This window comes from Vibrio superstes (assembly GCF_003569005.1).
GTDB lineage: Bacteria > Pseudomonadota > Gammaproteobacteria > Enterobacterales > Vibrionaceae > Vibrio > Vibrio superstes.
Genome location: NZ_BCUR01000004.1, coordinates 1,057,863 through 1,079,402, shown reverse-complemented (window position 1 = coordinate 1,079,402; position 21,540 = coordinate 1,057,863). Strand labels below are relative to the sequence as shown.

General features: G+C 46.9%; 17 protein-coding genes. 6 read left to right on the top strand and 11 right to left on the bottom strand.

All coding sequences use genetic code 11. The annotated features are described in order from the left end of the window. Positions 1-89: 89 nt before the first annotated feature. The 3 genes from metE to manD all read right to left on the bottom strand — a co-directional run bounded on the left by metE (position 90) and on the right by manD (position 4,949). A complete protein-coding gene (gene metE, locus D5I41_RS12915; protein ID WP_186811132.1) occupies positions 90-2,372 on the bottom strand; it encodes a 5-methyltetrahydropteroyltriglutamate--homocysteine S-methyltransferase in 2,283 nt (760 codons plus the stop codon). Positions 2,373-2,551: 179 nt separating this feature from the next. Next, positions 2,552-3,685, bottom strand: coding sequence for a Gfo/Idh/MocA family protein (locus D5I41_RS12910; protein ID WP_119010130.1), 1,134 nt, complete (start codon positions 3,683-3,685; stop codon positions 2,552-2,554). A 46-nt stretch (positions 3,686-3,731) separates the two neighbouring features. Continuing rightward, complete coding sequence (gene manD, locus D5I41_RS12905) at positions 3,732-4,949, bottom strand: D-mannonate dehydratase ManD (protein WP_119010129.1); 1,218 nt, start codon at positions 4,947-4,949, stop codon at positions 3,732-3,734. A 151-nt stretch (positions 4,950-5,100) separates the two neighbouring features. Here manD and D5I41_RS12900 point away from each other — a divergent pair, with 151 nt between their 5' ends. After that, positions 5,101-6,108 carry a LacI family DNA-binding transcriptional regulator gene (locus D5I41_RS12900; RefSeq protein WP_119010128.1) on the top strand — a complete coding sequence of 336 codons (1,008 nt, stop codon included), beginning with the start codon at positions 5,101-5,103 and terminating at the stop codon, positions 6,106-6,108. 6 nt (positions 6,109-6,114) lie between these two features. Here the strand turns inward: D5I41_RS12900 and D5I41_RS12895 are convergent, their stop codons facing one another. From D5I41_RS12895 to D5I41_RS12855, 8 genes are all read right to left on the bottom strand, one after another. After that, complete coding sequence (locus D5I41_RS12895; protein ID WP_119010127.1) at positions 6,115-6,300, bottom strand: hypothetical protein; 186 nt, start codon at positions 6,298-6,300, stop codon at positions 6,115-6,117. A gap of 1,769 nt (positions 6,301-8,069) precedes the next feature. Continuing rightward, complete coding sequence (locus D5I41_RS12890; RefSeq protein ID WP_119010126.1) at positions 8,070-9,806, bottom strand: ABC transporter permease subunit; 1,737 nt, start codon at positions 9,804-9,806, stop codon at positions 8,070-8,072. A 5-nt stretch (positions 9,807-9,811) separates the two neighbouring features. After that, a complete protein-coding gene (locus D5I41_RS12885; RefSeq protein WP_119010125.1) occupies positions 9,812-11,317 on the bottom strand; it encodes an ABC transporter substrate-binding protein in 1,506 nt (501 codons plus the stop codon). 12 nt (positions 11,318-11,329) lie between these two features. Further along, positions 11,330-12,136: an ABC transporter ATP-binding protein gene (locus tag D5I41_RS12880; protein WP_119010124.1), complete on the bottom strand. Its 807-nt coding sequence runs from the start codon at positions 12,134-12,136 to the stop codon at positions 11,330-11,332. Between the two features lie 3 nt (positions 12,137-12,139). Next, the gene (locus tag D5I41_RS12875) at positions 12,140-12,904 is read right to left on the bottom strand and encodes an ATP-binding cassette domain-containing protein (RefSeq protein WP_119010123.1); all 765 of its coding nucleotides are present in this window, start codon (positions 12,902-12,904) and stop codon (positions 12,140-12,142) included. A 54-nt stretch (positions 12,905-12,958) separates the two neighbouring features. Continuing rightward, positions 12,959-14,266, bottom strand: a complete 1,308-nt coding sequence (locus D5I41_RS12870; protein WP_119010122.1) for an MATE family efflux transporter — start codon at positions 14,264-14,266, stop codon at positions 12,959-12,961. 505 nt (positions 14,267-14,771) lie between these two features. After that, positions 14,772-15,530 (bottom strand): DeoR/GlpR family DNA-binding transcription regulator, encoded by a 759-nt coding sequence (locus D5I41_RS12860; protein WP_119011510.1) that lies wholly within the window; start codon positions 15,528-15,530, stop codon positions 14,772-14,774. A gap of 17 nt (positions 15,531-15,547) precedes the next feature. Continuing rightward, a complete protein-coding gene (locus D5I41_RS12855) occupies positions 15,548-16,285 on the bottom strand; it encodes a glycerophosphoryl diester phosphodiesterase (RefSeq protein WP_119010120.1) in 738 nt (245 codons plus the stop codon). A 218-nt stretch (positions 16,286-16,503) separates the two neighbouring features. Here D5I41_RS12855 and ugpB point away from each other — a divergent pair, with 218 nt between their 5' ends. The 5 genes from ugpB to D5I41_RS12830 are packed head-to-tail and all read left to right on the top strand — an operon-like array spanning position 16,504 to position 21,533. Continuing rightward, the gene (gene ugpB / locus D5I41_RS12850; protein ID WP_119010119.1) at positions 16,504-17,811 is read left to right on the top strand and encodes a sn-glycerol-3-phosphate ABC transporter substrate-binding protein UgpB; all 1,308 of its coding nucleotides are present in this window, start codon (positions 16,504-16,506) and stop codon (positions 17,809-17,811) included. Between the two features lie 50 nt (positions 17,812-17,861). After that, the gene (ugpA, locus tag D5I41_RS12845; protein ID WP_119010118.1) at positions 17,862-18,743 is read left to right on the top strand and encodes a sn-glycerol-3-phosphate ABC transporter permease UgpA; all 882 of its coding nucleotides are present in this window, start codon (positions 17,862-17,864) and stop codon (positions 18,741-18,743) included. Next, a complete protein-coding gene (gene ugpE, locus D5I41_RS12840; RefSeq protein ID WP_119010117.1) occupies positions 18,743-19,591 on the top strand; it encodes a sn-glycerol-3-phosphate ABC transporter permease UgpE in 849 nt (282 codons plus the stop codon). Before ugpA ends, ugpE begins: the two co-directional genes overlap by 1 nt. Before the next feature lie 3 nt (positions 19,592-19,594). Next, positions 19,595-20,701, top strand: a complete 1,107-nt coding sequence (locus D5I41_RS12835; RefSeq protein ID WP_119010116.1) for a sn-glycerol-3-phosphate import ATP-binding protein UgpC — start codon at positions 19,595-19,597, stop codon at positions 20,699-20,701. Continuing rightward, positions 20,694-21,533 (top strand): HAD-IIB family hydrolase, encoded by an 840-nt coding sequence (locus D5I41_RS12830; protein WP_119010115.1) that lies wholly within the window; start codon positions 20,694-20,696, stop codon positions 21,531-21,533. Before D5I41_RS12835 ends, D5I41_RS12830 begins: the two co-directional genes overlap by 8 nt. The last annotated feature ends 7 nt before the right edge of the window (positions 21,534-21,540 follow it).

Sequence of the window (21,540 nt, the reverse complement as noted above, 5' to 3'; positions counted from 1 at the left end):
AATAATGTGACTGGTAGGAGGAATTGATGTGTAACAACAAAAGGGTTAGCCGAAGCTAACCCTAGGTTTACAACATTTACCAAGATTGCCTATGCCAGTTTCGCCCTTAGGCGGTGAGTTGCTTCAACCAAGTTCTTAAGGGATTGCTCTGTCTCTTGCCAGTTGCGTGTCTTGAGACCGCAATCTGGGTTTACCCATAAGCGCTCGACAGGAATCCGTGTTGCTGCCTTTTCAATTAACTGCTCTATCCATTCAACGCTTGGAACGTTAGGTGAGTGAATATCATAAACACCCGGACCAATCTCATTCGGGTAATTGAACTCTTCAAAGGCGTTCAGAAGTTCCATGTTTGAGCGTGAGGTTTCTATGGTAATCACATCTGCATCTAGGGCTGCGACCGAGTCAATGATCTCATTAAATTCGCTGTAGCACATATGGGTATGTATCTGAGTTTCAGGTTTGGCGCTTGCTGCAGACACCTTAAACGCGTTCACTGCCCAATTGAGATACTCTTGATGATCCCTACTCTTTAGTGGCAAACCTTCGCGTATTGCAGGCTCATCAATCTGAATAATATTGATACCTGCAGATTGCAGATCAGCAACCTCATCTTGCAGTGCAAAAGCCAGCTGATTAGTGATCGCCTCTCGAGAAATATCCTCACGAGGAAAGGTCCAACAAAGAATGGTTACAGGCCCTGTTAGCATGCCCTTCATCGGTTTGTCTGTAAGGGATTGCGCGTATTGAGTCCAATCGACGGTGATCGCTTGTTCTCTCTCAATATCCGCTACCACAATGGCAGGTTTCACGCAGCGAGAGCCGTAGCTTTGTACCCAGCCAAATTGCGTAGTTTGAAAGCCTGCGAGATTTTCAGCAAAGTATTCAACCATGTCGTTGCGCTCGGCTTCACCATGCACCAGTACGTCCAAACCAATGGCCTGCTGACGCTCTACTGTATCTTGGATAAAGCCTTGAATGATTTCGCGGTATTGCCCTTGTGTCAGTTCACCTCGCTTAAAGGCGGCTCTGGTTTTTCTCACTTCACTTGTCTGTGGAAAAGAACCAATGGTGGTCGTTGGCAACAATGGCAGCTTAATCACTTCTTTTTGGTGATGAGAGCGCTCAGCATAGTTGGCACTGCGCTTGGCATCTGCCGGGGTTAGATTAGCCAGTCTCTTTTGAACACTTGCCTTGTTTACCGAGGTTGATTGCTGTCGCTTGATGATAGGCTGGCTGTATTGCTCGCAATATTCGATAGCTTGCTTGTCGCCATCTAACGCCTTAGCAAGCCAGTTCACTTCTGCTACTTTTTGCTTAGCAAATGCAAACCATGATTGAGTTTCTGCGGACAATCCCGTTTCTAACTCTAGATCAACAGGGCTGTGCAGTAGTGAACAAGAGGTACCAATCCACAAGCGCTCACCTAACTTTTCTTTTGCTGCTGTTAGGCTTTCTCGTTTTTCTACAAGATTGGCTCGCCATACGTTGCGACCGTTTATTGCCCCCGCCGATAGCACCCAATTTTCAGGAAGAGCTTCAACAACCTCTGACAGTTGCTCAGGTGCGCTGGCCAAATCCACATGCAGGCCGTCAATGGCAAGCTCAGTAATCGTCGGCAGCGCGTCTACCACTGAATCAAAATAGGTGGTCAGAAGCACTTTGACGTCACTTCTTATTACTTGGTATGCCAGCTTAAAGCTGCTAAGCCATTTTGCATCCAGCTCTAGAGATAGGATTGGCTCATCTATTTGAACCCATTCAACATTCAGTTTTTCTAGCTTGGCGAAGATCCCTTGATAGGCCGCGAGCAGTCTTGGCAGAAGCGTTAGGCGATCGAACCCCTCTTCGACCTCCTTGCCTAGGTAAAGGTAGCTAAGCGGCCCCAATAAAACGGGTTTAACCTTATGACCCTGCTTTTGCGCCTCATTGATCTCATCAAATAACTGAGTCCAGCTTAGCTCAAACTTATCGTCAGCTGAGAACTCTGGAACAATATAGTGATAGTTAGTGTTGAACCATTTGGTCATGTCTGACGCGGCTTCCCCAGAACAGCCACAGCTTGCTTGAGATTGTCCTCGGCCAATGCGAAATAGGGTATCAAGATCTGGAAAGCCATTTTTATGACGCTTTGGCACATGCCCTAGCAACAGGCTGGTACCCAATACATGGTCGTACCATGCAAAATCACCCGCAGTAGCAAATGACAGTTGATTGTCTTGCTGAAGTGCCCAGTTGTTTTTGCGAATTTCCGAGGCGACGCCTTGCAATGCTTTAACATCGGATTCTCCATTCCAATATTGTTCTAGTGCAAATTTAAGCTCGCGTTTTTCGCCAACTCGTGGGTAACCAAGAATGTGTGTTGTTGTCATGATGCCGCTCCTATTAAGATGTCTGGACGTCTAAAATATCGCTTAGGTGGCGACAGGAAACAACATCGAATGATTCATATGGGTTATGAAGGAATTTCAGTATAGGAATGGTGCGATCTGGCGTAACTTGGAATGAAAAAACGCAGAGCAATAGCCTGCTCTGCGTTATCAATAACAAACAATTACAGTAGATCGGTCACATCCACCCAGCGATCGTTCTTACGGATCAGGTCGATGATCAGCTGATATCTACAGCCATCTTCAAACGTCTGGTAAGGTTCCACCTCAATGCCACTGACATCCTTCACTAACTGCGTAGCAAGATGGGTCCAACTGCGCTGTGTTTCACACTCTATCGCTGGCAGCTGATCGGTGATTTCGCGAGGCAACGCAACTTCTTGCCACTGTCCTTCTTTCCACAAGTGCAGAGGTCCATCTCCATAGTGCCCCTTAATATAGATAGAGCCCTGACTGCCATGGAACACGATATGGTCTTCGTTAAAGCGTGGGGTTAACCCACCATGCTTAAACAAAACAGATACGGGGTTAGCCGCTGGAATACGGCTCTCTATTTGAGCTAGGACTGTGTAAGACCACTCTACATCACAATCACGCCACTCTAAATTCGGGTCATTGATGTCTTTAGGGATAAAATTTCGACGCTCAGTAAAGTTATGCACGCCATCAACCACTGGCGCTTTTGGCATATCGTTACGCACCTCACCGCTAATGGACAGGAGTTTGTCACCCACCACAGAGGTCACAATCGACAACAAGTGCGTGAAGTTGTTGTTCAAGCGACCGCCACCTGCCTCAATACGATGTGACCAACCAAATGGGATGTTTCTATCTAGATTAAAGTGAGAAATACACTCAACTTCTGTGGGCTCACCAATCGCCCCTGCGGCCACCAGTTGCTTGGCATGCATGATCTCTGGCATGTAGCGAAAGCTTGATGCAAATGCTGTCTTAACGCCTTTCTCTTTTGCTAGGCGATAGATTTCTAGTGCTGTGTCACCACTTTCAGTAAGCGGTTTGTCGCAGAGAATATGACAACCAAACGAAATGGCTTCTTTGATCGCCTCTACGTGTGCTCCGCCTGGCGTCGCAATAGAAACAATATCCGGCTTGCACATCTCTAATGCCAGCGCCCAGTTTGTTCCTGAGTAGGGAATATCCAGATCCTTGGCTACCTGAGTCACAACATGCTCAGTGCGCCCAACAATACCGACAACCTCTGCGCCCGCATCTCTAAATGCCTTGGCATGCCCTTGGCCCGCAAACCCCGTACCGAACACTAATACTTTCTGATTCATTTCTTCTCCAAAAATTCTGTTTAATAAACGCTAGTTTGTATGAGGCTTACCAGTGCCAAAGCGTACCGTCTTCCAATCGGCTTACTGGCAAGTATGAGCGCTTGTATTCGTATTTCGCGGCTTCTTCTTCATCAAATTCCACGCCCAGCCCTGGCGCATCGCTGACTAAAATCATGCCGTTATCTAGCTTCATATCGTGCTTAAAGATGGACTGGCATGCCTCATTGCCAAAGCCAACAAACTCTTGGATACCAAAGTTATGAGTAGAGATATTCAAGTGCATATGCGCGGCAAAACAGATTGGCGACAGATCAGGCGCACCGTGCGGAGCGGTTCTTACGTTGTACACCGCGGCAAAGTCTGAAATCTTCTTCATCCCGGTAATACCACCAGCATGGGTTGCTGCGGTGCGGATGTAATCAATCCATTGGTTTTGAATCAGGTCCTTACAATCCCAAATGGTGTTGTAGGTTTCACCCAAGGCAAGAGGCGTTGTGGTGTGATGACGAATCAATTTATAGTTTTCTTGGTTTTCAGCAATCGATGCGTCTTCTAAAAACAAAAGGTTGTACGGTTCGAGCATCTTTCCCAGCTTTGCCGATTCAATTGGCGTTAAACGGCTGTGTGTATCATGCAGAAACTCAGCTTGATCACCAAAGCGCTCCTTGGCTTTTTCAAATAACTCAGGCACCAATTTAAAGTACTTACTAGTAGACCAATCCTGCTCTGGCGGTAATGGGCGATTGCCTTGCAACTCAAAGTAATCTTTCTTGTCACCAAGAACCCCATAGGTTTCAGATAATCCTGGTATAGCCGACTGCAGACGTACAGCCTTGAAGCCCTGCTCTATGCATTCCTCAGCCTTGTCCAAGGTATCTTCGATGGTCTCACCATTGGCATGAGCGTAAAGCCTAACACCGTTGCGACATTTTCCGCCAAGTAACTGATAGACGGGTAATCCAGCTAGCTTGCCCTTAATGTCCCAAAGTGCCATATCAATAGCAGCAATTGCGGCCATCGTAATTGGACCACGTCGCCAGTACACGCCCATGTAGAGGTATTGCCAAATATCTTCAATCATGTGCGGGTCGCGACCGATTAGGCATGGCTTCACATGCTCTTCTAGATAAGCTGCCACTGCCATTTCACGACCATTAACCGTTGCATCACCTAGGCCAAACACACCTTCATCGGTAACCACTTTAACAGTGACGAAGTTTCTTCCTGGGTTGGTGACAAATACTTTTACATCTTGGATTATCATCTTAATCTCTCATTCAGTTTTAATTCGATTTATATTTGAGTAAATCGGTTTACTAAAACGGTTTTGTAAACCGATTTACTTGCTATCATCTAGATCTCAGAATAGAATGTCAACTCTCTAGTTTGACGTGGTTAACAATTTAAAAGCGAATATGAAGAAAGTAAGAATTGTCGATGTAGCGACACAGGCCAGTGTATCTAAGAGTACGGTCTCACAGTATCTTAATGGTCGCTTTGGTCATATGTCGCCACAAACTAAGCTAAAGATCGAATCGGCGATCAAAGAGCTTAATTACGTCCCAAACCCTATCGCACGCAGCCTCAAGGTAGAGAAAACCAAAACCATTGGCGTAGTGGTGCGTGATATCGCAGGCTTCAACACCAGTCGCGTTATGCGCGGAATCGACGATTACTGCAAAAAACACAATTACAATGTGATGATTTATAACAGTGACTTTGATGTAGAAGCCGAGAAGCGCGCACTATTATCACTACAGCAAATGTGCGTAGATGGCATCATCATCACCTCATCGGGTCAAAACTCAGAGCTCATCAATCAGTTTATTGCCGGTGGCATGCCTATAGTGCAATTCCAATTGGAGTATCCCGATTGTCTCAGTCACTTGGTGCTATCCGATTATCAACAGGCCGCCTTTGAAGCCACCGAGCACTTAATTGAAATGGGTCATCGCAATATTTGTTTTGTCGCCCAAGAGTTTTCACAGAGCCAGTCACGTCAAGCTCGCTATCAGGGGTATGTAGACGCCCTTGAAAAACATGGGATTGAAAAGAATCCTGATGCCATTCTCTATTGGGATAGAGAGCAAGGGTTCAACAAAGACCCGATTGAATTGTTAGAAAAGAAGACGGCACCGAGCGCTTTTTTCACCCAACATTTAGCGATTACTGCTGAGCTTTTACAAGCATTTAATACCGCCAACATTCAAGTACCAGAGCAAGCCTCTGTTCTGGGATTCGATGAAATCCCTATGGTGGAACTGTTTAAGGTTCCAGTCTCTGTGGTTCGCCAAGATGCCTACCAAATTGGCGTCGAGTCTGCAAAGCTCTCCATTGAGTCCATTATGGGCAAGCATAAGGAATTTCAGCGGGTGATTGTTCCTTCAACGCTGGTTGAAAGAGACTCAGTACGCCGAGTTTAGTGCGTTCTAGTCGGCATCGTACTGCCTAAGATCCCAGATCAAGTCTGGGATGACGGGCTGTTTGGCTTGGGTGGCTGTGCGCTTCATTGGGATGGATTTACGTTTAGTTGAGACGCCTTTGCGTTTGGTTGAGATGGCTTTACGTCTGGTTGAGATAGCAATCTCCCCCCCAATTTCCTCTGAACTCGTCATCCCCGAGTGCTCCTATCGGGGATCCTACTGTGCACACTCAAGATTGCCGATAAGAGACCTCGGCAATGACGCGCTGGAAAATTGCTCATAGATAGCTGACAGTCTGACTCTTGATTGCAAGTCAAGCCCTCACCTCGAATGCCTCTGCCTTTTGTCCTATCCGTTCGCTTCTGATCCCGTCATCCCCGAGTGCTCCTATCGGGGATCCTACTTTGCACACTCAAGATTGCCGATAAAAGACCTCGGCAATGACATATCTGGGTATATGAAAGTCAGGCTAATAGCTATCAGTCAGTTAATCATCAAACGTTAGTTGAGATGGCTTTACGCCTGGCTGGGACGGCTTTACGTTTGGTTGAGATAGCGATCTACCCTCAATTTCCTCTGAACTCGTCATCCCCGAGCGCTCCTATCGAGGATCTTACTGTGCACTCTCAAGATTGCCGATAAAAGACCTCGGCAATGACATATCTGGGTATATGAAAGTCAGGCTAATAGCTGTCAGTCAGTTAATCATCAAACGTTAGTTGAGATGGCTTTACGCCTGGCTGGGACGGCTTTACGTTTAGTTGAGATAGCGATCTCCCCCCAATTTCCTCTGATCCCGTCATCCCCGAGTGCTCCTATCGGGGATCTTACTGTGCACACTCAAGATTGCCGATAAAACACCTCGGCAATGACGCGCTGAAAATTTTCTCGTGGATAGCTGACACTCTAACTCTTGGTTACAAGTCAAGCCCTCACCTCGAATGCCTCTGCCTTTTGTCTTCTGTCCTATCCGTTCCCTTCTGATCCCGTCATCCCCGAGTGCTCCTATCGGGGATCCTACTTTGCACACTCAAGATTGCCGATAAAAGACCTCGGCAATGACATATCTGGGTATATGAAAGTCAGGCTAATAGCTGTCAGTCAGTTAATCATCAAACGTTAGTTGAGTTGGCTTTACGCCTGGCTGGGACGGCTTTACGTTTGGTTGAGATAGCGATCTTCCCCCAATTCCCTCTGATCCCGTCATCCCCGAGTGCTCCTATCGGGGATCTTACTGTGCACACTCAAGATTGCCGATAAGAGACCCCGGCAATGACATATCTGGGTATATGAAAGTCAGGCTAATAGCTGTCAGTCAGTTAATCATCAAACGTTAGTTGAGATGGTTTTACGCCTGGCTGGGACGGCTTTACGTTTGGCTGAGATAGCGATCTACCCTCAATTTCCTCTGATCCCGTCATCCCCGAGCGCTCCTATCGGGGATCTTACTGTGCACACTCAAGATTGCCGATAAGAGACCCCGGCAATGACATATCTGGGTATATGAAAGTCAGGCTAATAGCTGTCAGTCAGTTAATCATCAATCTTTAGTTAAGATGGCTTTACGCCTGGCTGGGACGGCTTTACGTTTGGTTGAGATAGCGATCTACCCCCAATTCCCTCTGAACTCGTCATCCCCGAGTGCTCCTATCGGGGATCTTACTGTGCAGACTCAAGGTTGCCGATAAGAGACCTCGGCAATGACATATCTGGGTATATGAAAGTCAGGCTAATAGCTGTCAGTCAGTTAATCATCAAACGTTAGTTGAGATGGCTTTACGCCTGGCTGGGACGACTTTACGTCTGGTTGAGATAGCGATCTCCCCCCAATTTCCTCTGAACTCGTCATCCCCGAGCGCTCCTATCGGGGATCCTACTGTGCACACTCAAGATTGCCGATAAAATACCTCGGCAATGACATATCGGGATGTATGAAAGTCAGGCTAATAGCTGTCGGTCAGTTAATCATCAAACATCAGATTTACCGCAATCCCAAGCAACACCAACCCAAGAATAGGCGCAACAACACCAAAGGGTGAGCGTTCAATATAAGGAAGGTTTTCTGCTATCAATAGCCCCCACTCCGGCTCTGGTGGTTTCACACCTAAGCCAATAAAGCTCAGTGACGTTAGGCTCAACGTGATTACCGGCAGGCGAAGTAGCGCGTGTCGAAGCAAAGGGGGTAATATATAGGGAAGCAAGTAATGCCTATACATATCCCAAGACCTTACTCCCCATGTTGGGGCTAGATGAACATAAGGCTGAGCCTTTGCCTCCAATAACAAGCTTGAACAGTGCGCGGCCAGCGGTGCCCACGAGGTCACCACGATCGCAATCAAAGCACTATGAGGGCTCATGCCTGTTAAGCCCGCCACCAACAGACCCACAATGATATAAGGCAAGCCCTTGGTGATCTCAATGAGACCCTGGCTATATCGAGTACACAAACCCAACACGATACCAACGAACAGACTCAGCACTGTAGCTAAAATGCCACCCTGCAGTGTTGATAACATCCCCGTTCCAACGCGAGCAAAGAGATCTCGACCGATTGCATCTGAGCCAAGGGGAATATCCAGGCTTGGCGATACCAAACGCCCAAACTGACTGGTATAGGGGTCATTGACTGTTGCGAGTCCAACAAAGACAAAAAGAAACACAAAGATAGAAAGGCTACCCAGTCGCTTCCACTTACTTTTAGTAAAACTAAACGATGATTGCGAGCCAATAAGCTTGCCGCTAGACAGTGCCTTACCTAGTATTATTTTCTGCAGTAATATCCCGATACAGCTAATCGCAATTGAGAAGACCAATAGCACGAGTAGCCCTCCCTGCAGAATAGGAAGGTCTTGGGACTTCGCCGCTCCTAGCAACATTCGTCCAATACCTGGAATAGAAAAGATCATCTCAACGGCAACCGCCCCGCCCGTCAGGCCAATAATGACCATAGAGAACTGCGGGATCAGGTTGCTCATCGCCCTCTTCAGAGCAAACAAGGTGATCTGATAAATAGAGATATTCGCACTAAGCCAAGTGATCACCCAAGGCTCATTAAGGACACGCTTAAGGCTGTCACTAAGTAGACGACTAAGAAGGCCACTGGCAGGTAAGGCAAGAGCTAGGCTAGGTAGCCATAGGTTCTTCCACTCAACCCAACCATAAGGGGGTAACCACTGAAGCCAAATGGCAAACACCAATATCAGCATTGCAGCGATCACATACTCAGGTAGAGCCACCAATACAGAGCTCAGGCTATTATGTGAAGATGCCAATCGCCCGCGATGCCAACTTACCATGGTGTATATAAATGCAATTAAACAAAAGATGACAGTGAGCGCCAAAGCACTTGCCATTAATGTAAACGAGGTAGACGCTGTGTGCCGTATCCCATCAATAACCGGTGAACCATCAACCCACGAGGTTCCAAGATCCCCTTGCATCGCACTAGATAACCAATCCCACAGACGCTCGCCAGTAGAACGATCCAACTGCAACTCATCACGAATCGATTGCAAGGCCTCAGCAGTGAGTAACTGCTGATGACCCGAACGAGCGCGAAGGATGGATTGACTTGGATCGATGCCAGCAAACTCCGGCATCAACCCCACCAATACAACCACAAAAGCCAAAAAGAAGATGCGAGATACCCAAGGCATCGCTTGATCTAGGCTTATTCGCCTCGCTACAGCAGACAGCATGCTAATTAGTTGACCTCTGTTTGTTGGTCTACTAGACGACGCTCGCGAGGGTCACGCTGTGCGTGTTTTACTCGAGTGCTCTCACCTTGAATGACACGCTCGTGCAGCAGTGGAATCGCCGCGTATTCAGCTAGGATCTGCTTCTCAGCTTCAATAATCGCGTGCTGACGAGGCTCTCCAAGTTGCTGAAGATCAGCATGTTTAATAGCTTGGTCAACAGTTTCTGAGCAGAACAGGCCAAGATTAAACGACCCCTCACAGCTAAAGTCGCTTTGCATATAAGCAACTGGGTCACCAGAATCCAGCACTGTTGCGCGCGATAGCAAGAAGGCATCAAATTTACCCGCTAAGGCATCATTTTCAATTTGCGCGTACTCGCGGATATCAAGCTCAACCTTAAATCCAGCAGCTTCAAGCTGTTGCTTTAATAGTGCTGCAACCTCAGGAAGCTCTGCGCGATCGGTAAAGGTACCGATAGTGATGGTCTCGCCATTCGCCTTCGCCGTGCTGTCGATTGGCGCAGCCTCGCCTCGAATTGGCGCAGCCCACGCTAGTGCAGGCCCAAGCAGACCCTGCGCTTTGTCGGCATGGTTCTCATAAACCATGCTGATAATTTGGTCGCGATCAACGGCACCCGAGGCAATCTTACGCATCTCAATGTCTTTGAATACCGCAGACTTACTGTTTAAGTACAGGGTGTTGGTGCGTGGCATTGCCACTTCATGAAGAAGCTCTGAATCGATCATTGCGATTTGTGAAACAGGTACTGCTTCAACAATGTCTGCTTTACCAGTACGCAGTGCTGCAGCTCGTGCAAAACCATCTGGAACGTATTCAGCGTATACCTTCTCAACCTTCGCCTTCTCGCCCCAATAATCATCGAAGCGTTCTAGATTTGCGCTCGTCGTGCCATTGATGTTAGTCAGTACAAAAGGCCCAGAGCCCGCGCGAGTTGGGTCTACACGTCCATTATCCAGATAAGCGGCAGTGGAAAGGATTGACAACTGAGGGCTTGAAAGACGGCTTGGCAGTAGGGGATCGTTGAAGTTTGTTTTTATCTCGATCTTATCCTCGGCCAGTTTACTCACTTCCCAATCAATACTATCTAGGATGCGGGGTTTAGGTGCAGCCTGCAGGGCGCGCTCTAATGAGTTCACCACCATATCGGCATTCAGTTCCGAACCATCATGAAACTTCACGCCCTTACGCAGAGTAAAGTGCCACGTCATTGGGTCTACTTGCTCCCAACTTGTTGCAAGCATTGGCTCTGCAATAGATTGGTCGCTGAGGTTGATCAGGGTTTCAGCTGTGCTCCAACGAGAAAGCTTAAATGCATCATCCGATAGTGGAGAAAGACCCGTTCTTGGGGGCTGCATCATAGCCACATGTAGCTCAGTAGCTTCAGCCTTAGACTCAGTGGCTACCGCTTGTTCTGAACCTGAATCAAAGCATCCTGAAAGGGGAAGAATCAAAGCGATTGATGCCGCAATTTTACTCATAGATAAGCGCATGGAATTACTCTTTTATTTAAATGATGGTGTAAAAGTAGAAACGTGTTGTGCCTGAATAAGGGCTTGTGTCGTTGTGTGTTGAGGGGCGCTAAGCACCCTGTCAAGATTACCATATTCAGCCACCCTACCCTTGCTTAGTACCAATACATGACTACACAACGCCTTGGCTGCCTGTAAGTCATGGGTCACTAGGATAAGTCGCATATGGCGGGTCTTTTGTAGGTGCTTTAACAAATCAAGCACCTGCTTTCGGCTAATAGGGTCTAGGCTACTTGTTGGCTCATCGGCCACCAACACACAGGGCTCGACCACCAATGCACGGGCAATTGCCACTCGCTGGGCTTGCCCCGTCGACAGCTGTGTTGGCAGATAGTCCAGATGTTTGATCTCTAAGCCCACAGCCGTCAATGCCTCTGCCATTCGCTGTTCGTGCTTATCAAGGATTCCTACATTTCTCATAGGCTCAAGTAAGATCTTGCGAACGGAATAATAAGGATTCAGGCTAGTGTGAGGCTCTTGAGGGATCAGCTGAATGTGCTTACACAGCTCCATCCTTTGTTTTTTTGACGACGTTGAAAGTGGCAAGCCACAAATAGTCACCTCGCCATAGGTCGGCAACCTAAGCCCAAACAACAGCTCAATCAGGGTAGATTTCCCTGCTCCAGATGGCCCTACTACTGCTAGATTTTCTGTGCCGATCGTCAAGTCTAAGCCGTGAAGCGCACGAAAAGGCTCTCTCTTGAACCATTTGGAAGCGGTGTAGTGGACACAAACCCCATCAAACTGGATTTGTGCCGATAGATCGTGTTGGTGTGTCATAGGTTATGCCATCAGCTCTCGTACTTGAGAACAGAACCTGTGCTCGCTCTCATGTAATGCTTGATAGGGCTGGCCGTAAGCGATCATCTTGCCATCATCAATGACTAAGAGCTTGTCACAAGCCAACGCCGCTTGAAGGTCATGGGTAATCAAGAATCCGGCCAATTGATCTTGCTTAATAGCCTGACGATATAAGCTTAGAATTTCATTTTCAGAGACAGGGTCAAGGGCACTGGTCGGTTCATCTGCAATAAGGACACTGGCATCACCCAATAGCGCGATAGCTATGCAGATCCTTTGCCTTTGGCCACCAGAGAGCTGGCTCGGATAACTGGCAAGTATTTCCTTTGGATAATCGAAACCTAGGCTCTGCAAAAGCTCAGTGATGTGTTGAAGCTGTTGCGCGCTAGCTTTAGTGCTCGTTGAACTCAGTGCTAGGCTCAGTTGAGCGCCGACTTTAGCCAATGGATTAAGCGCCTGCAGTGCATCTTGGAAGATAACCGCAGGCCTTTGGATCGCCTTTCGTGCCAAAAGTGGCAATTGAGCCACCTCTACACCAGCAACTTTTATGCTACCCGACACTTCGATATCAGCAGGGGTAAAGCCCGCTATGGCCTTGGACAACATAGACTTGCCTATACCAGATGGCCCCATTACCGCTAAGGTCTGTCCAGGGTTAATGGCAAAGCTCAAATCTTTAAAGATGGTTCTTCTTGAGTCACTGATCGTGAGATTAGAAACCTCAAGCAGAGGCAAGTCGTTGTTCATTATATTTTAGCTAGCGTAATCAGGTCTCGAAATATGCGTGGATGATATAACATATCATTTAAAACATCTAACTCTAATTTGCCCGATGTAAGGGTACAAAAATACAAATCGGCCAACATAGAACAAGGTGAATGCCAGCCACAACCCATGATTGCCCCATAGCTTCACTGCAACGAACTGAACCACTAAGAACACCAGCAGAGTAATAAAGCTAGAATTTCGTACAGGCCTTGTTGTACCAGTGCCAGTGAAGATCCCGTAGAGGGTTAAACCATAGCCAGCCACTAAAGGGAAAATAATCAACCAGACTGACATATCTTGATAGATGCCCACCACGTTGGGTATATCAGTAAATAGCATCACAAGGTCATACTTGAACACTAAGGTCAGCAGAGTCAGTACAACAATGAACCCTGTGGTCCATTGCATATTGAGTTTTAAGACATCGTCTAGCAATCGGATGTCCTTTCTGCCCACCGCTTTTCCCGCAAATACACTAGAGGCATTGGCTACGCCGTCGAACATATAGCTCACAAGAAAAGTCACCTGCATCATAATCGCGTTGGCGGCCAACTCATCGGTACCCAACTGTGAACCTACACGTGCCATCATGTTGAAGAACACCAAAATGCACACGGTACGCAGTAGCAGATCCATGTTAGCGCTTACTATCACCCTAAGATCAGCACGTGAAATTTTGACCAAAGATAGATGACTTAATAGAGAAACCTTTGAGGTTGCCAGTACTAGATAACCGCCAATAGCAAAGGTGGTAACTTGTGCAATTAAACTGGCGTATGCCACTCCAGCGACACCAAGGTCAAAGTAGTAGACGAACACTACGTCCAAGATAATATTCAATACATTACCAAAAACCTGGGTAAGCAAGGTTGCCTTGGCCTTCGCTTGTCCCATCAACCAGCCAATAATCACATAGTTAAGCAGTACAAAAGGGGCGCCAAAGATCATGATGCTAAAATAGGTCTTAGCGTGCATCGCGACTTCTGCATCAGGCGAGATCACCCACATCGCCCCGCTCCATATCAAGGGTTGAAGCAAAATAAAGGCCAAACCAACGAGCAATGCGAGGGTAAATGGTTGTAACAGACTGCTCGCCAACTCTCGGTCGTCGTTCTTGCCCAGCGCAATAGCACTTTGACCTGTGGTACTGACCCTGAAGAACCCAAATAACCAGTATAAGGTATTCATAATCACGGCGCCGATGGCTACACCACCAATGAGTTCGGTAACGCCTATCTTCCCTACCACCGCTGTATCTACAGCGCCGAGTAGAGGTTGGGTAACTGTTGAAACAATAAAAGGAAAAGCAATCTTTAAATAATCTTTGTGGGACAAATTCATCTAGCTAAAATCCGCGAAACATGACTGCCTTAGGCAGCAAATAGTATTAAGCGCTCAGAATGCGCATTCTCTTATCATTAATAAATCGATGGTTTTCTGTTCTCGGTTACCATGCTAGTATTTGAGAATGATTATCATTAATGAAAATTGAGCGCGTATTATGGACTGGAATCAAAACACAGTGCAAGTAGAGATAAGTGCTGAGCATATTGAAAGATTGATATTGGACGGTCATTTGTGTGCATCACAGGTCAAATGCTTGAACAGTGAATCTAAGCAAAAGATTTGGCAAATGTGTCTTAACATTTGTGGCAAAAAGATGTGTAGGCTTCATTGTCTAAAGACAAGTCGTCGTACTATTGAAACTCAGCGAGTTATTGAATAGCCGCGCCTTCTATGCACTATATTATCTTTGCGCAAAAACGCATGATGCAATTGATTTTAAGATAGATAATCCATTTAAAAGCAACCTTTCTTTAGCCGTGTGTCACTAACAGCAACCAACTCAACACTTGTTTCTATCACCAAACACATGGTCAAAATAATCAAGCTCGGCGACACGTGCATTGGCCTTTCTGTGCCATTTGCTGCTGTTCGCTACTAGCCACTTCTGCTGAGAATTAGCCAAGATCACTTGGCTGACCTGCGCCTCACGAAGCTCATGCTCCATAGCAATCTCCATTTCATTCATCGGATTTGTTTCAGATAAGTGAGAGGATACCGCTCTTACTTGAGATACTGATGCACAGCTTACTATGCCTATATCGGCGACGAACTGTTCAAAGAATCGGCTGACTTCCTCACCAACAATATCACCATCGGTACTGCGTAATCTTCCTCCGGGCATCCAGGTTTCAATATGATCGTATTGAGAAAGGATATGAGCGGCCTGGAAATTATTGGTCACTACGCGCAACTGGGTATGATTGAGTAACTGTTCAGCTATAGCTGCAATGGTTGTTCCTATTCCTAGGAAAACGGTACTGCCATCAGGGATCCTCTGGACTACCTCACGGGCTATCGCACGTTTTTCATCTTGATTGGTGCTCACCCTGGAAATGTAGCTACGGTTCGCAAGCGTCACAGGTAAACCTACCCCACCATGATGCCGCTGTGCATATCCTAAGGTGCATAGCTCATTAATATCTCGGCGGATGGTTTGGGTAGTGACCGAAAAATGCTCCGAGAGCGCCTCCACACTGCAGTATTCTTGGGAGGAGATCATCTCTAGCATTTGTTGTTGGCGTAAACTCAGATTTTGCATATTGGTAATATCAACTATCAACTTTCCAGAGTTAAAGCATAGGCTTTAGGGTCGTCCGTTATCATCATATCTACGCCCCATTGCCAGTGCTTCTCGACCAACTCAGGGAAATTAGGTGTGTAACAAAACAACTGATAACCTGCTTCTTTTATTAATTCAGCCTCTTGCTTGACCAGAAAACGGTAATCACAATGAACACTATAGGCCTCGATTTTATGCAGTAAAGCAAGAGCCTCATCAGGGATTTGTTGCCAAAGCTGGCCTCTTCTCACCAAGGGCAATGTTAGCATCATCTGATAGAGCGCCTGATTGTCAAAGCTCGAAAACAACACCTGTGACAGTGGTATTTCTGACTCTTCAACGACCTCTTTCACTTTATCGCATAAAGCGAGGACGTTATCTTCAGGGTACACCTTAAGCTCAATGTTGAGATGAAGCCCAGCCTCCTGCACATATAAAAGCGTCTCTTCTAGGGTTGGGATGCGTTCACCAACATACCTATCGTCAAACCATCCTCCTGCATCCAACATCTTTAGTTGCGACACGCTCATCTCTCTCACACTGCCACGCCCGTTGGTGCAACGGTTAACCGTGCGATCATGGATAACCATAGGTACCCCGTCTGCCGACAATTGCACGTCAATCTCAATCCACTGACTGCCATGCTCCTTAACCAGCTTAAAAGCCGCCATTGTATTCTCAGGCGCTAGGCTTGAGACACCGCGATGAGCCGTCGTTTTGCGTTCCTTTTTCATCTGAGTTCACTCTGTGTTCATATTGATTCACTTGTAGAGTGTCAGCGTTTTATGACTGAATTATGTCACATTTTTTAATTTATTCGGTTTCAAATAAGTTCATTTTTCTGTCACTGAAGCGTCATTTATCTCGTTTAACTTTCACTTGAACACAAAAAAGCGAATATGAACAAAATTGAACATTCGCTTTCTTTCAGCCAACGAAAAAGGGAAACGTTATGTCTATCAAGCACCTAACCGGCGCTTTACTCGCAACTGCACTAGTCAGTGCTCACGCTCAAGCTAAAACAGAAGTTGAATGGTGGCACGCCATGGGTGGCTCTTTAGGTCAAAAGGTAAACGAGATTGCCGCTGACTTTAACGCTAGCCAATCAGAGTATGAAATTAAGCCTGTTTTCAAAGGCAGCTATGCGGAAACTATGACGGGTGCTATTGCTGCTTTTCGTGCAAAAGAGCAACCGGCTATTGTGCAGGTTTTTGAGGTAGGCACTGCCACTATGATGGGCGCACAGCAAGCCATCTACCCTGTTTACCAATTAATGGAAGACACAAAAGAACCCTTCGATGCTGATGACTATCTACCGTCTGTAACAGGTTACTACACCTCTAACGATGGCAAGATGCTCTCAATGCCGTTTAACAGCTCTACACCTGTAATGTATTACAACCAAGATATGTTTGAAAAAGCAGGTATCAAGGAAGCACCAAAAACATGGAAAGAGATGGAAGCCGTCTCTCGCAAGTTAATCGCTTCCGGTGAAAAGTGTGGCTTCACGACCACATGGCAATCTTGGGTACAGATCGAAAATTTTGGTGCCCGCAACAACATCCCTGTTGCCACCAATAACAACGGCTTCGATGGCTTTGATACTGACTATCGCTTTAACTCAGAACCCTTTGTTAAGCACGTTGAACAGTTAGGAAAATGGTCAGAAGAAGGCATCTTCAAATATGGCGGTCGCCAGTCAGACGGTATGCCGCTGTTTTACACTGGCGAATGTGCCATGACGATGGGCTCTTCGGCAGGCCTTGCTGGAATCCAAGAGAATATGCAAAACACCAAGATTGGTGTAGCTGAGCTTCCATACGATGACACGCTGGTTTCCAAGCCACAAAACACCATCATTGGCGGTGCATCTCTTTGGGTAATGCGCGGTCACTCTGATGCTGAATACAAAGGCGTAGCTAAGTTCTTCAGCTACCTATCTAGCCCAGAAGTTCAGGCTGGCTGGCATCAGTTTACTGGCTACCTACCCATCACTAAAGAGGCGTACGAGCTAACGAAAGAGCAAGGGTTCTACAGCAAAAACCCAGGCACGGATACCGCTGTATTGCAGATGACCTCAAGCGAGCCAACCGTAAACTCTAAGGGCATTCGCTTTGGTAATTTCCTACAAACGCGCGACATCATCAACGAAGAGTTAGAGGCAGTTTGGGCTGGCAGAAAATCAGCGAAAACAGCTTTGAACACCGCTGTTGAGCGTGGGGATCAGCAACTGCGTCGCTTCGAGCGCACACAAAAGTAACTTAGTACTGCGCCACCTATATTTGGGTGGCGCCTTTTGGACTTACCATTATGTCATCTCAAGTTGTGTTTAAGCACAAGTGGCTACCTGTAGCCTTGATAGCGCCCCAACTGATCATCACCTTAGTGTTTTTTATCTGGCCTGCTGGGCAGGCGGTTTTCCAATCCACTCAACTCGAAGATGCCTTTGGCATCAGTCGCGAATTTGTGGGGTTGGAAAACTTCATCAGACTGTTCAATGATCAGCTGTATTGGGACTCTTTTTCTACCACCATGATGTTTAGTGTGTGTGTGGCAGTACTGGCCTTAGTTTCAGCGCTAGTATTGGCGGCATTTGCAGAGCAGATTCTGCGTGGGGCAACCTTCTACAGGACGTTTCTTATCTGGCCTTACGCCGTCGCTCCCGTTGTCGCCGGTTCCTTATGGCTGTTTCTTTTTGACCCAACCATTGGCGTCATCACTGAGGTATTAAAAGCCTTGGGAGTAAACTGGAACCCTACGCTGAATGGCGATCATGCCATGTGGATGGTGGTTATTACCTCTACGTGGAAACAGATCAGCTACAACTTTTTGTTCTTCTTAGCTGCGCTACAGTCAGTGCCTAAATCTCTGCATGAAGCCGCCGCCATTGATGGAAGCGGACCGATCAAGCGCTTTATGAGCATCAGCTTTCCCCTTATCTCACCAACCAGCTTTTTCTTGTTAGTGGTGAATTTCGTATACGCCTTCTTCGACACCTTTGCAGTCATTCATGCCATGACGCAAGGCGGACCAAGCAACAGCACCTCAACCCTGGTTTACAAGGTCTATAACGATGGCTTTATTGGCCTAGATCTAGGCTCATCGGCAGCACAGTCCGTGATATTGATGGCACTGGTTGCCTCACTGACTGTGATTCAATTTAAATATGTAGAAAAGAAGGTGGCTTACTAATGGTAGAAAGACGACCGCTATTCAAACTCTTTTGTCACCTAGTCTTGACTGTAGGCATCGTTTCCATCGCTCTTCCGGTATGGATTGCTCTGGTGGCGACTACTCATAGCAATACAGAGTTTGCGACTGGCACGCCACTGTGGTTTGGCGACCTTGGATTCAGTGTATTCAGAGACCTGCTTTCAGGTAGCGAGGCGTACAACAACAGCACCCTGCCTATCCCGCAAATGCTGTTGAACTCTTTCGTGATGGCAATGTGCATTACCATAGGCAAGCTGACTATCTCTATTCTGTCTGCCTACGCTGTGGTGTTCTTTCGCTTTCCGGGAAGAATGCTCGCCTTCTGGATGATTTTCTTCACCCTAATGCTGCCTGTAGAAGTAAGAATCATGCCCACCTTTGAGGTAGTAACAAATCTCAACATGTTGAATTCATACTATGGGCTTACCATTCCATTGATTGCCAGTGCCACCGCCACGTTCTTGTTTAGGCAGTTTTTCCTGACTGTTCCCAAGGAATTAGTCGAAGCCGCTCGCATAGATGGCGCAGGCCCTATCAAGTTCTTTTTTGACATCTTGCTGCCACTATCACGAACCAATATCGCGGCGCTGTTTGTCATTACCTTCATCTACGGATGGAACCAGTATCTATGGCCATTGCTCATCACTACTGACGCCAGTTATTACACCATTGTTATGGGCATCAAGCAGATGCTTGGCGTCGTCGATGGCGTGATTGAATGGAACAAGATCATGGCCACCACCATTATTGCCATGCTACCCCCTGTTATCGTTGTTATTGCGATGCAAAAAGCCTTTGTTAAAGGCCTAGTGGACTCGGAGAAATAAATTATGTCTACCCTAACTCTTTCAAATATCGCAAAGCGCTATGCAAATGGATATCAAGCTATCCATAGCCTTAATCTTTCTATTGATGACGGCGAAATGGTTGTGCTCGTTGGCCCAAGTGGCTGTGGTAAATCCACCCTGCTTCGCATGCTCGCCGGTCTTGAAGAAATCTCAAGTGGCGAACTCAGCATTGACGATAAGGTGGTGAATGATAGAGAACCCGGCGAGCGCGATATCGCTATGGTTTTTCAAAACTACGCCCTGTATCCGCATATGTCGGTTTACGACAACATGGCCTATGGACTGCGAAACCGAAAAACACCCAAGAAAGAAATCCATGAGTTGGTTACGCAAGCGGCAGAAATGCTTGAACTTTCCCAATTATTAGATCGCAAACCTAAGCAACTATCTGGCGGGCAGCGTCAACGCGTCGCAATGGGCCGCGCTATTGTTCGCAAGCCCAAGGTGTTCCTGTTTGATGAACCTTTATCCAACCTAGATGCTAAGCTGCGTGTTCAAATGCGCCTTGAGATCAAACGCTTACAGAAGAGTCTCAATACAACCTCTGTCTACGTTACCCATGATCAGGTAGAAGCCATGACGCTGGCTGATAAATTGGTGGTATTAAACAAGGGCGATATTGAGCAAGTAGGGTCTCCATTGGAGATCTACGATGCTCCAGCCTCTCTATTTGTGGCGACCTTTATGGGCTCACCTGCCATGAACATCCTAGATGGACAGATCAGTGAGCTTGGTATGCACGTTGCCGACTCACTCACCGCCATTGCGACTCAAGACTTAGCCTTAGGGAAAGTCAAGGTTGGCCTTCGCCCTGAGCATCTATTCGTTGAGCAAAACACACCAAAGTTCTCCGTCAAGGTCGAGCTCATAGAGGCATTGGGCGCTGATCTCTTGCTTTATTGTCACACCTTAGATAGCAGTGAACAAAGACTGGTAGTGCGCGTGGATGGACACGAAAGCATTAAGTCAGGTGATATTCTAGGCCTTACTTTTAGCCACCAGCACTTGCACTTATTTGATTCGACAAGCGAAAAACGCATCGAGTTTTCCTCTCACCAAGAGTGTGTAAAAGAGGTGGTGAATGCTTAAACCACTACACTCAATTGAGCAGCAGCAACTGGCGAACATCGAATGGCTGCTGACTGACGTAGATGATACGTTGACCTGGGAGGGACAACTTCCCGATATCACCTTAAAAGCCCTGTACGATCTACAAGAAGTTGGAGTAAAGGTAGTCGCTGTTACAGGAGCGTGTGCAGGTTGGTGCGATCAAATCGCTAAGGTTTGGCCCGTTCATGGCGCTATCGGAGAAAATGGCGCATTTTGGATGAGCCAAAACGAATCTGGCTTTGCAACCGAATCGAATATCCCTCTATCTCAAATGCATCTTGAGCAAACAGCGCTTAAAACGGCTCTTGCTAAAATCTTGGAAGATTATGAGGGTATTGATTTTGCAGCAGACCAGCCATTTCGCTTTTGCGATGTAGCAATTAACCTCAGCCAAGACAGAGAGTCCGTCAGTGAACAAGTAGCAAAGGAGTTGCTGACGAAAGCGAGAGCTGTGGTTATTGATAGTAAGACAGTCAACGCATCTCTTAGCTCTATTCATCTTAATGTTTGGATAGGCAAGCACAGTAAGCGCGTAACAAGTGAAGCCTATCTCAAGGCACACTCACCTTTTAGTGACATCGACTTAGACAAGGTGATTTATATTGGTGATTCGCAAAATGATGAGGCCATGTTTGCTTGGCTACCCACTACATTTGGCGTGCGTAACATTCAAAAGGTGTTGCCTCAACTAACGCACAAGCCTAGCGTGCTTTTAAATGAAGAGGGTGGATTTGGTTTCGCGCAACTCGCTCGCACTATTATCGAGGCAAAACAGGATTGTCTTACCGGTCAACTGTGTCGCTCCGCTTAAAGGCCCA

Coding starts and splice junctions, on each gene's coding strand:
- D5I41_RS12910 (WP_119010130.1), bottom strand. CDS start 3,685: ATGAATCAGAAAGTATTAGTGTTCGGTACGGGGTTTGCGGGCCAAGGG.
- D5I41_RS12900 (WP_119010128.1), top strand. CDS start 5,101: ATGAAGAAAGTAAGAATTGTCGATGTAGCGACACAGGCCAGTGTATCT.
- ugpE (WP_119010117.1), top strand. CDS start 18,743: ATGGTAGAAAGACGACCGCTATTCAAACTCTTTTGTCACCTAGTCTTG.
- D5I41_RS12835 (WP_119010116.1), top strand. CDS start 19,595: ATGTCTACCCTAACTCTTTCAAATATCGCAAAGCGCTATGCAAATGGA.
- ugpB (WP_119010119.1), top strand. CDS start 16,504: ATGTCTATCAAGCACCTAACCGGCGCTTTACTCGCAACTGCACTAGTC.
- D5I41_RS12880 (WP_119010124.1), bottom strand. CDS start 12,136: ATGACACACCAACACGATCTATCGGCACAAATCCAGTTTGATGGGGTT.
- ugpA (WP_119010118.1), top strand. CDS start 17,862: ATGTCATCTCAAGTTGTGTTTAAGCACAAGTGGCTACCTGTAGCCTTG.
- D5I41_RS12885 (WP_119010125.1), bottom strand. CDS start 11,317: ATGCGCTTATCTATGAGTAAAATTGCGGCATCAATCGCTTTGATTCTT.
- D5I41_RS12860 (WP_119011510.1), bottom strand. CDS start 15,530: ATGCAAAATCTGAGTTTACGCCAACAACAAATGCTAGAGATGATCTCC.
- D5I41_RS12855 (WP_119010120.1), bottom strand. CDS start 16,285: ATGAAAAAGGAACGCAAAACGACGGCTCATCGCGGTGTCTCAAGCCTA.
- D5I41_RS12875 (WP_119010123.1), bottom strand. CDS start 12,904: ATGAACAACGACTTGCCTCTGCTTGAGGTTTCTAATCTCACGATCAGT.
- D5I41_RS12830 (WP_119010115.1), top strand. CDS start 20,694: ATGCTTAAACCACTACACTCAATTGAGCAGCAGCAACTGGCGAACATC.
- D5I41_RS12895 (WP_119010127.1), bottom strand. CDS start 6,300: ATGACGAGTTCAGAGGAAATTGGGGGGGAGATTGCTATCTCAACCAGA.
- D5I41_RS12890 (WP_119010126.1), bottom strand. CDS start 9,806: ATGCTGTCTGCTGTAGCGAGGCGAATAAGCCTAGATCAAGCGATGCCT.
- manD (WP_119010129.1), bottom strand. CDS start 4,949: ATGATAATCCAAGATGTAAAAGTATTTGTCACCAACCCAGGAAGAAAC.
- D5I41_RS12870 (WP_119010122.1), bottom strand. CDS start 14,266: ATGAATTTGTCCCACAAAGATTATTTAAAGATTGCTTTTCCTTTTATT.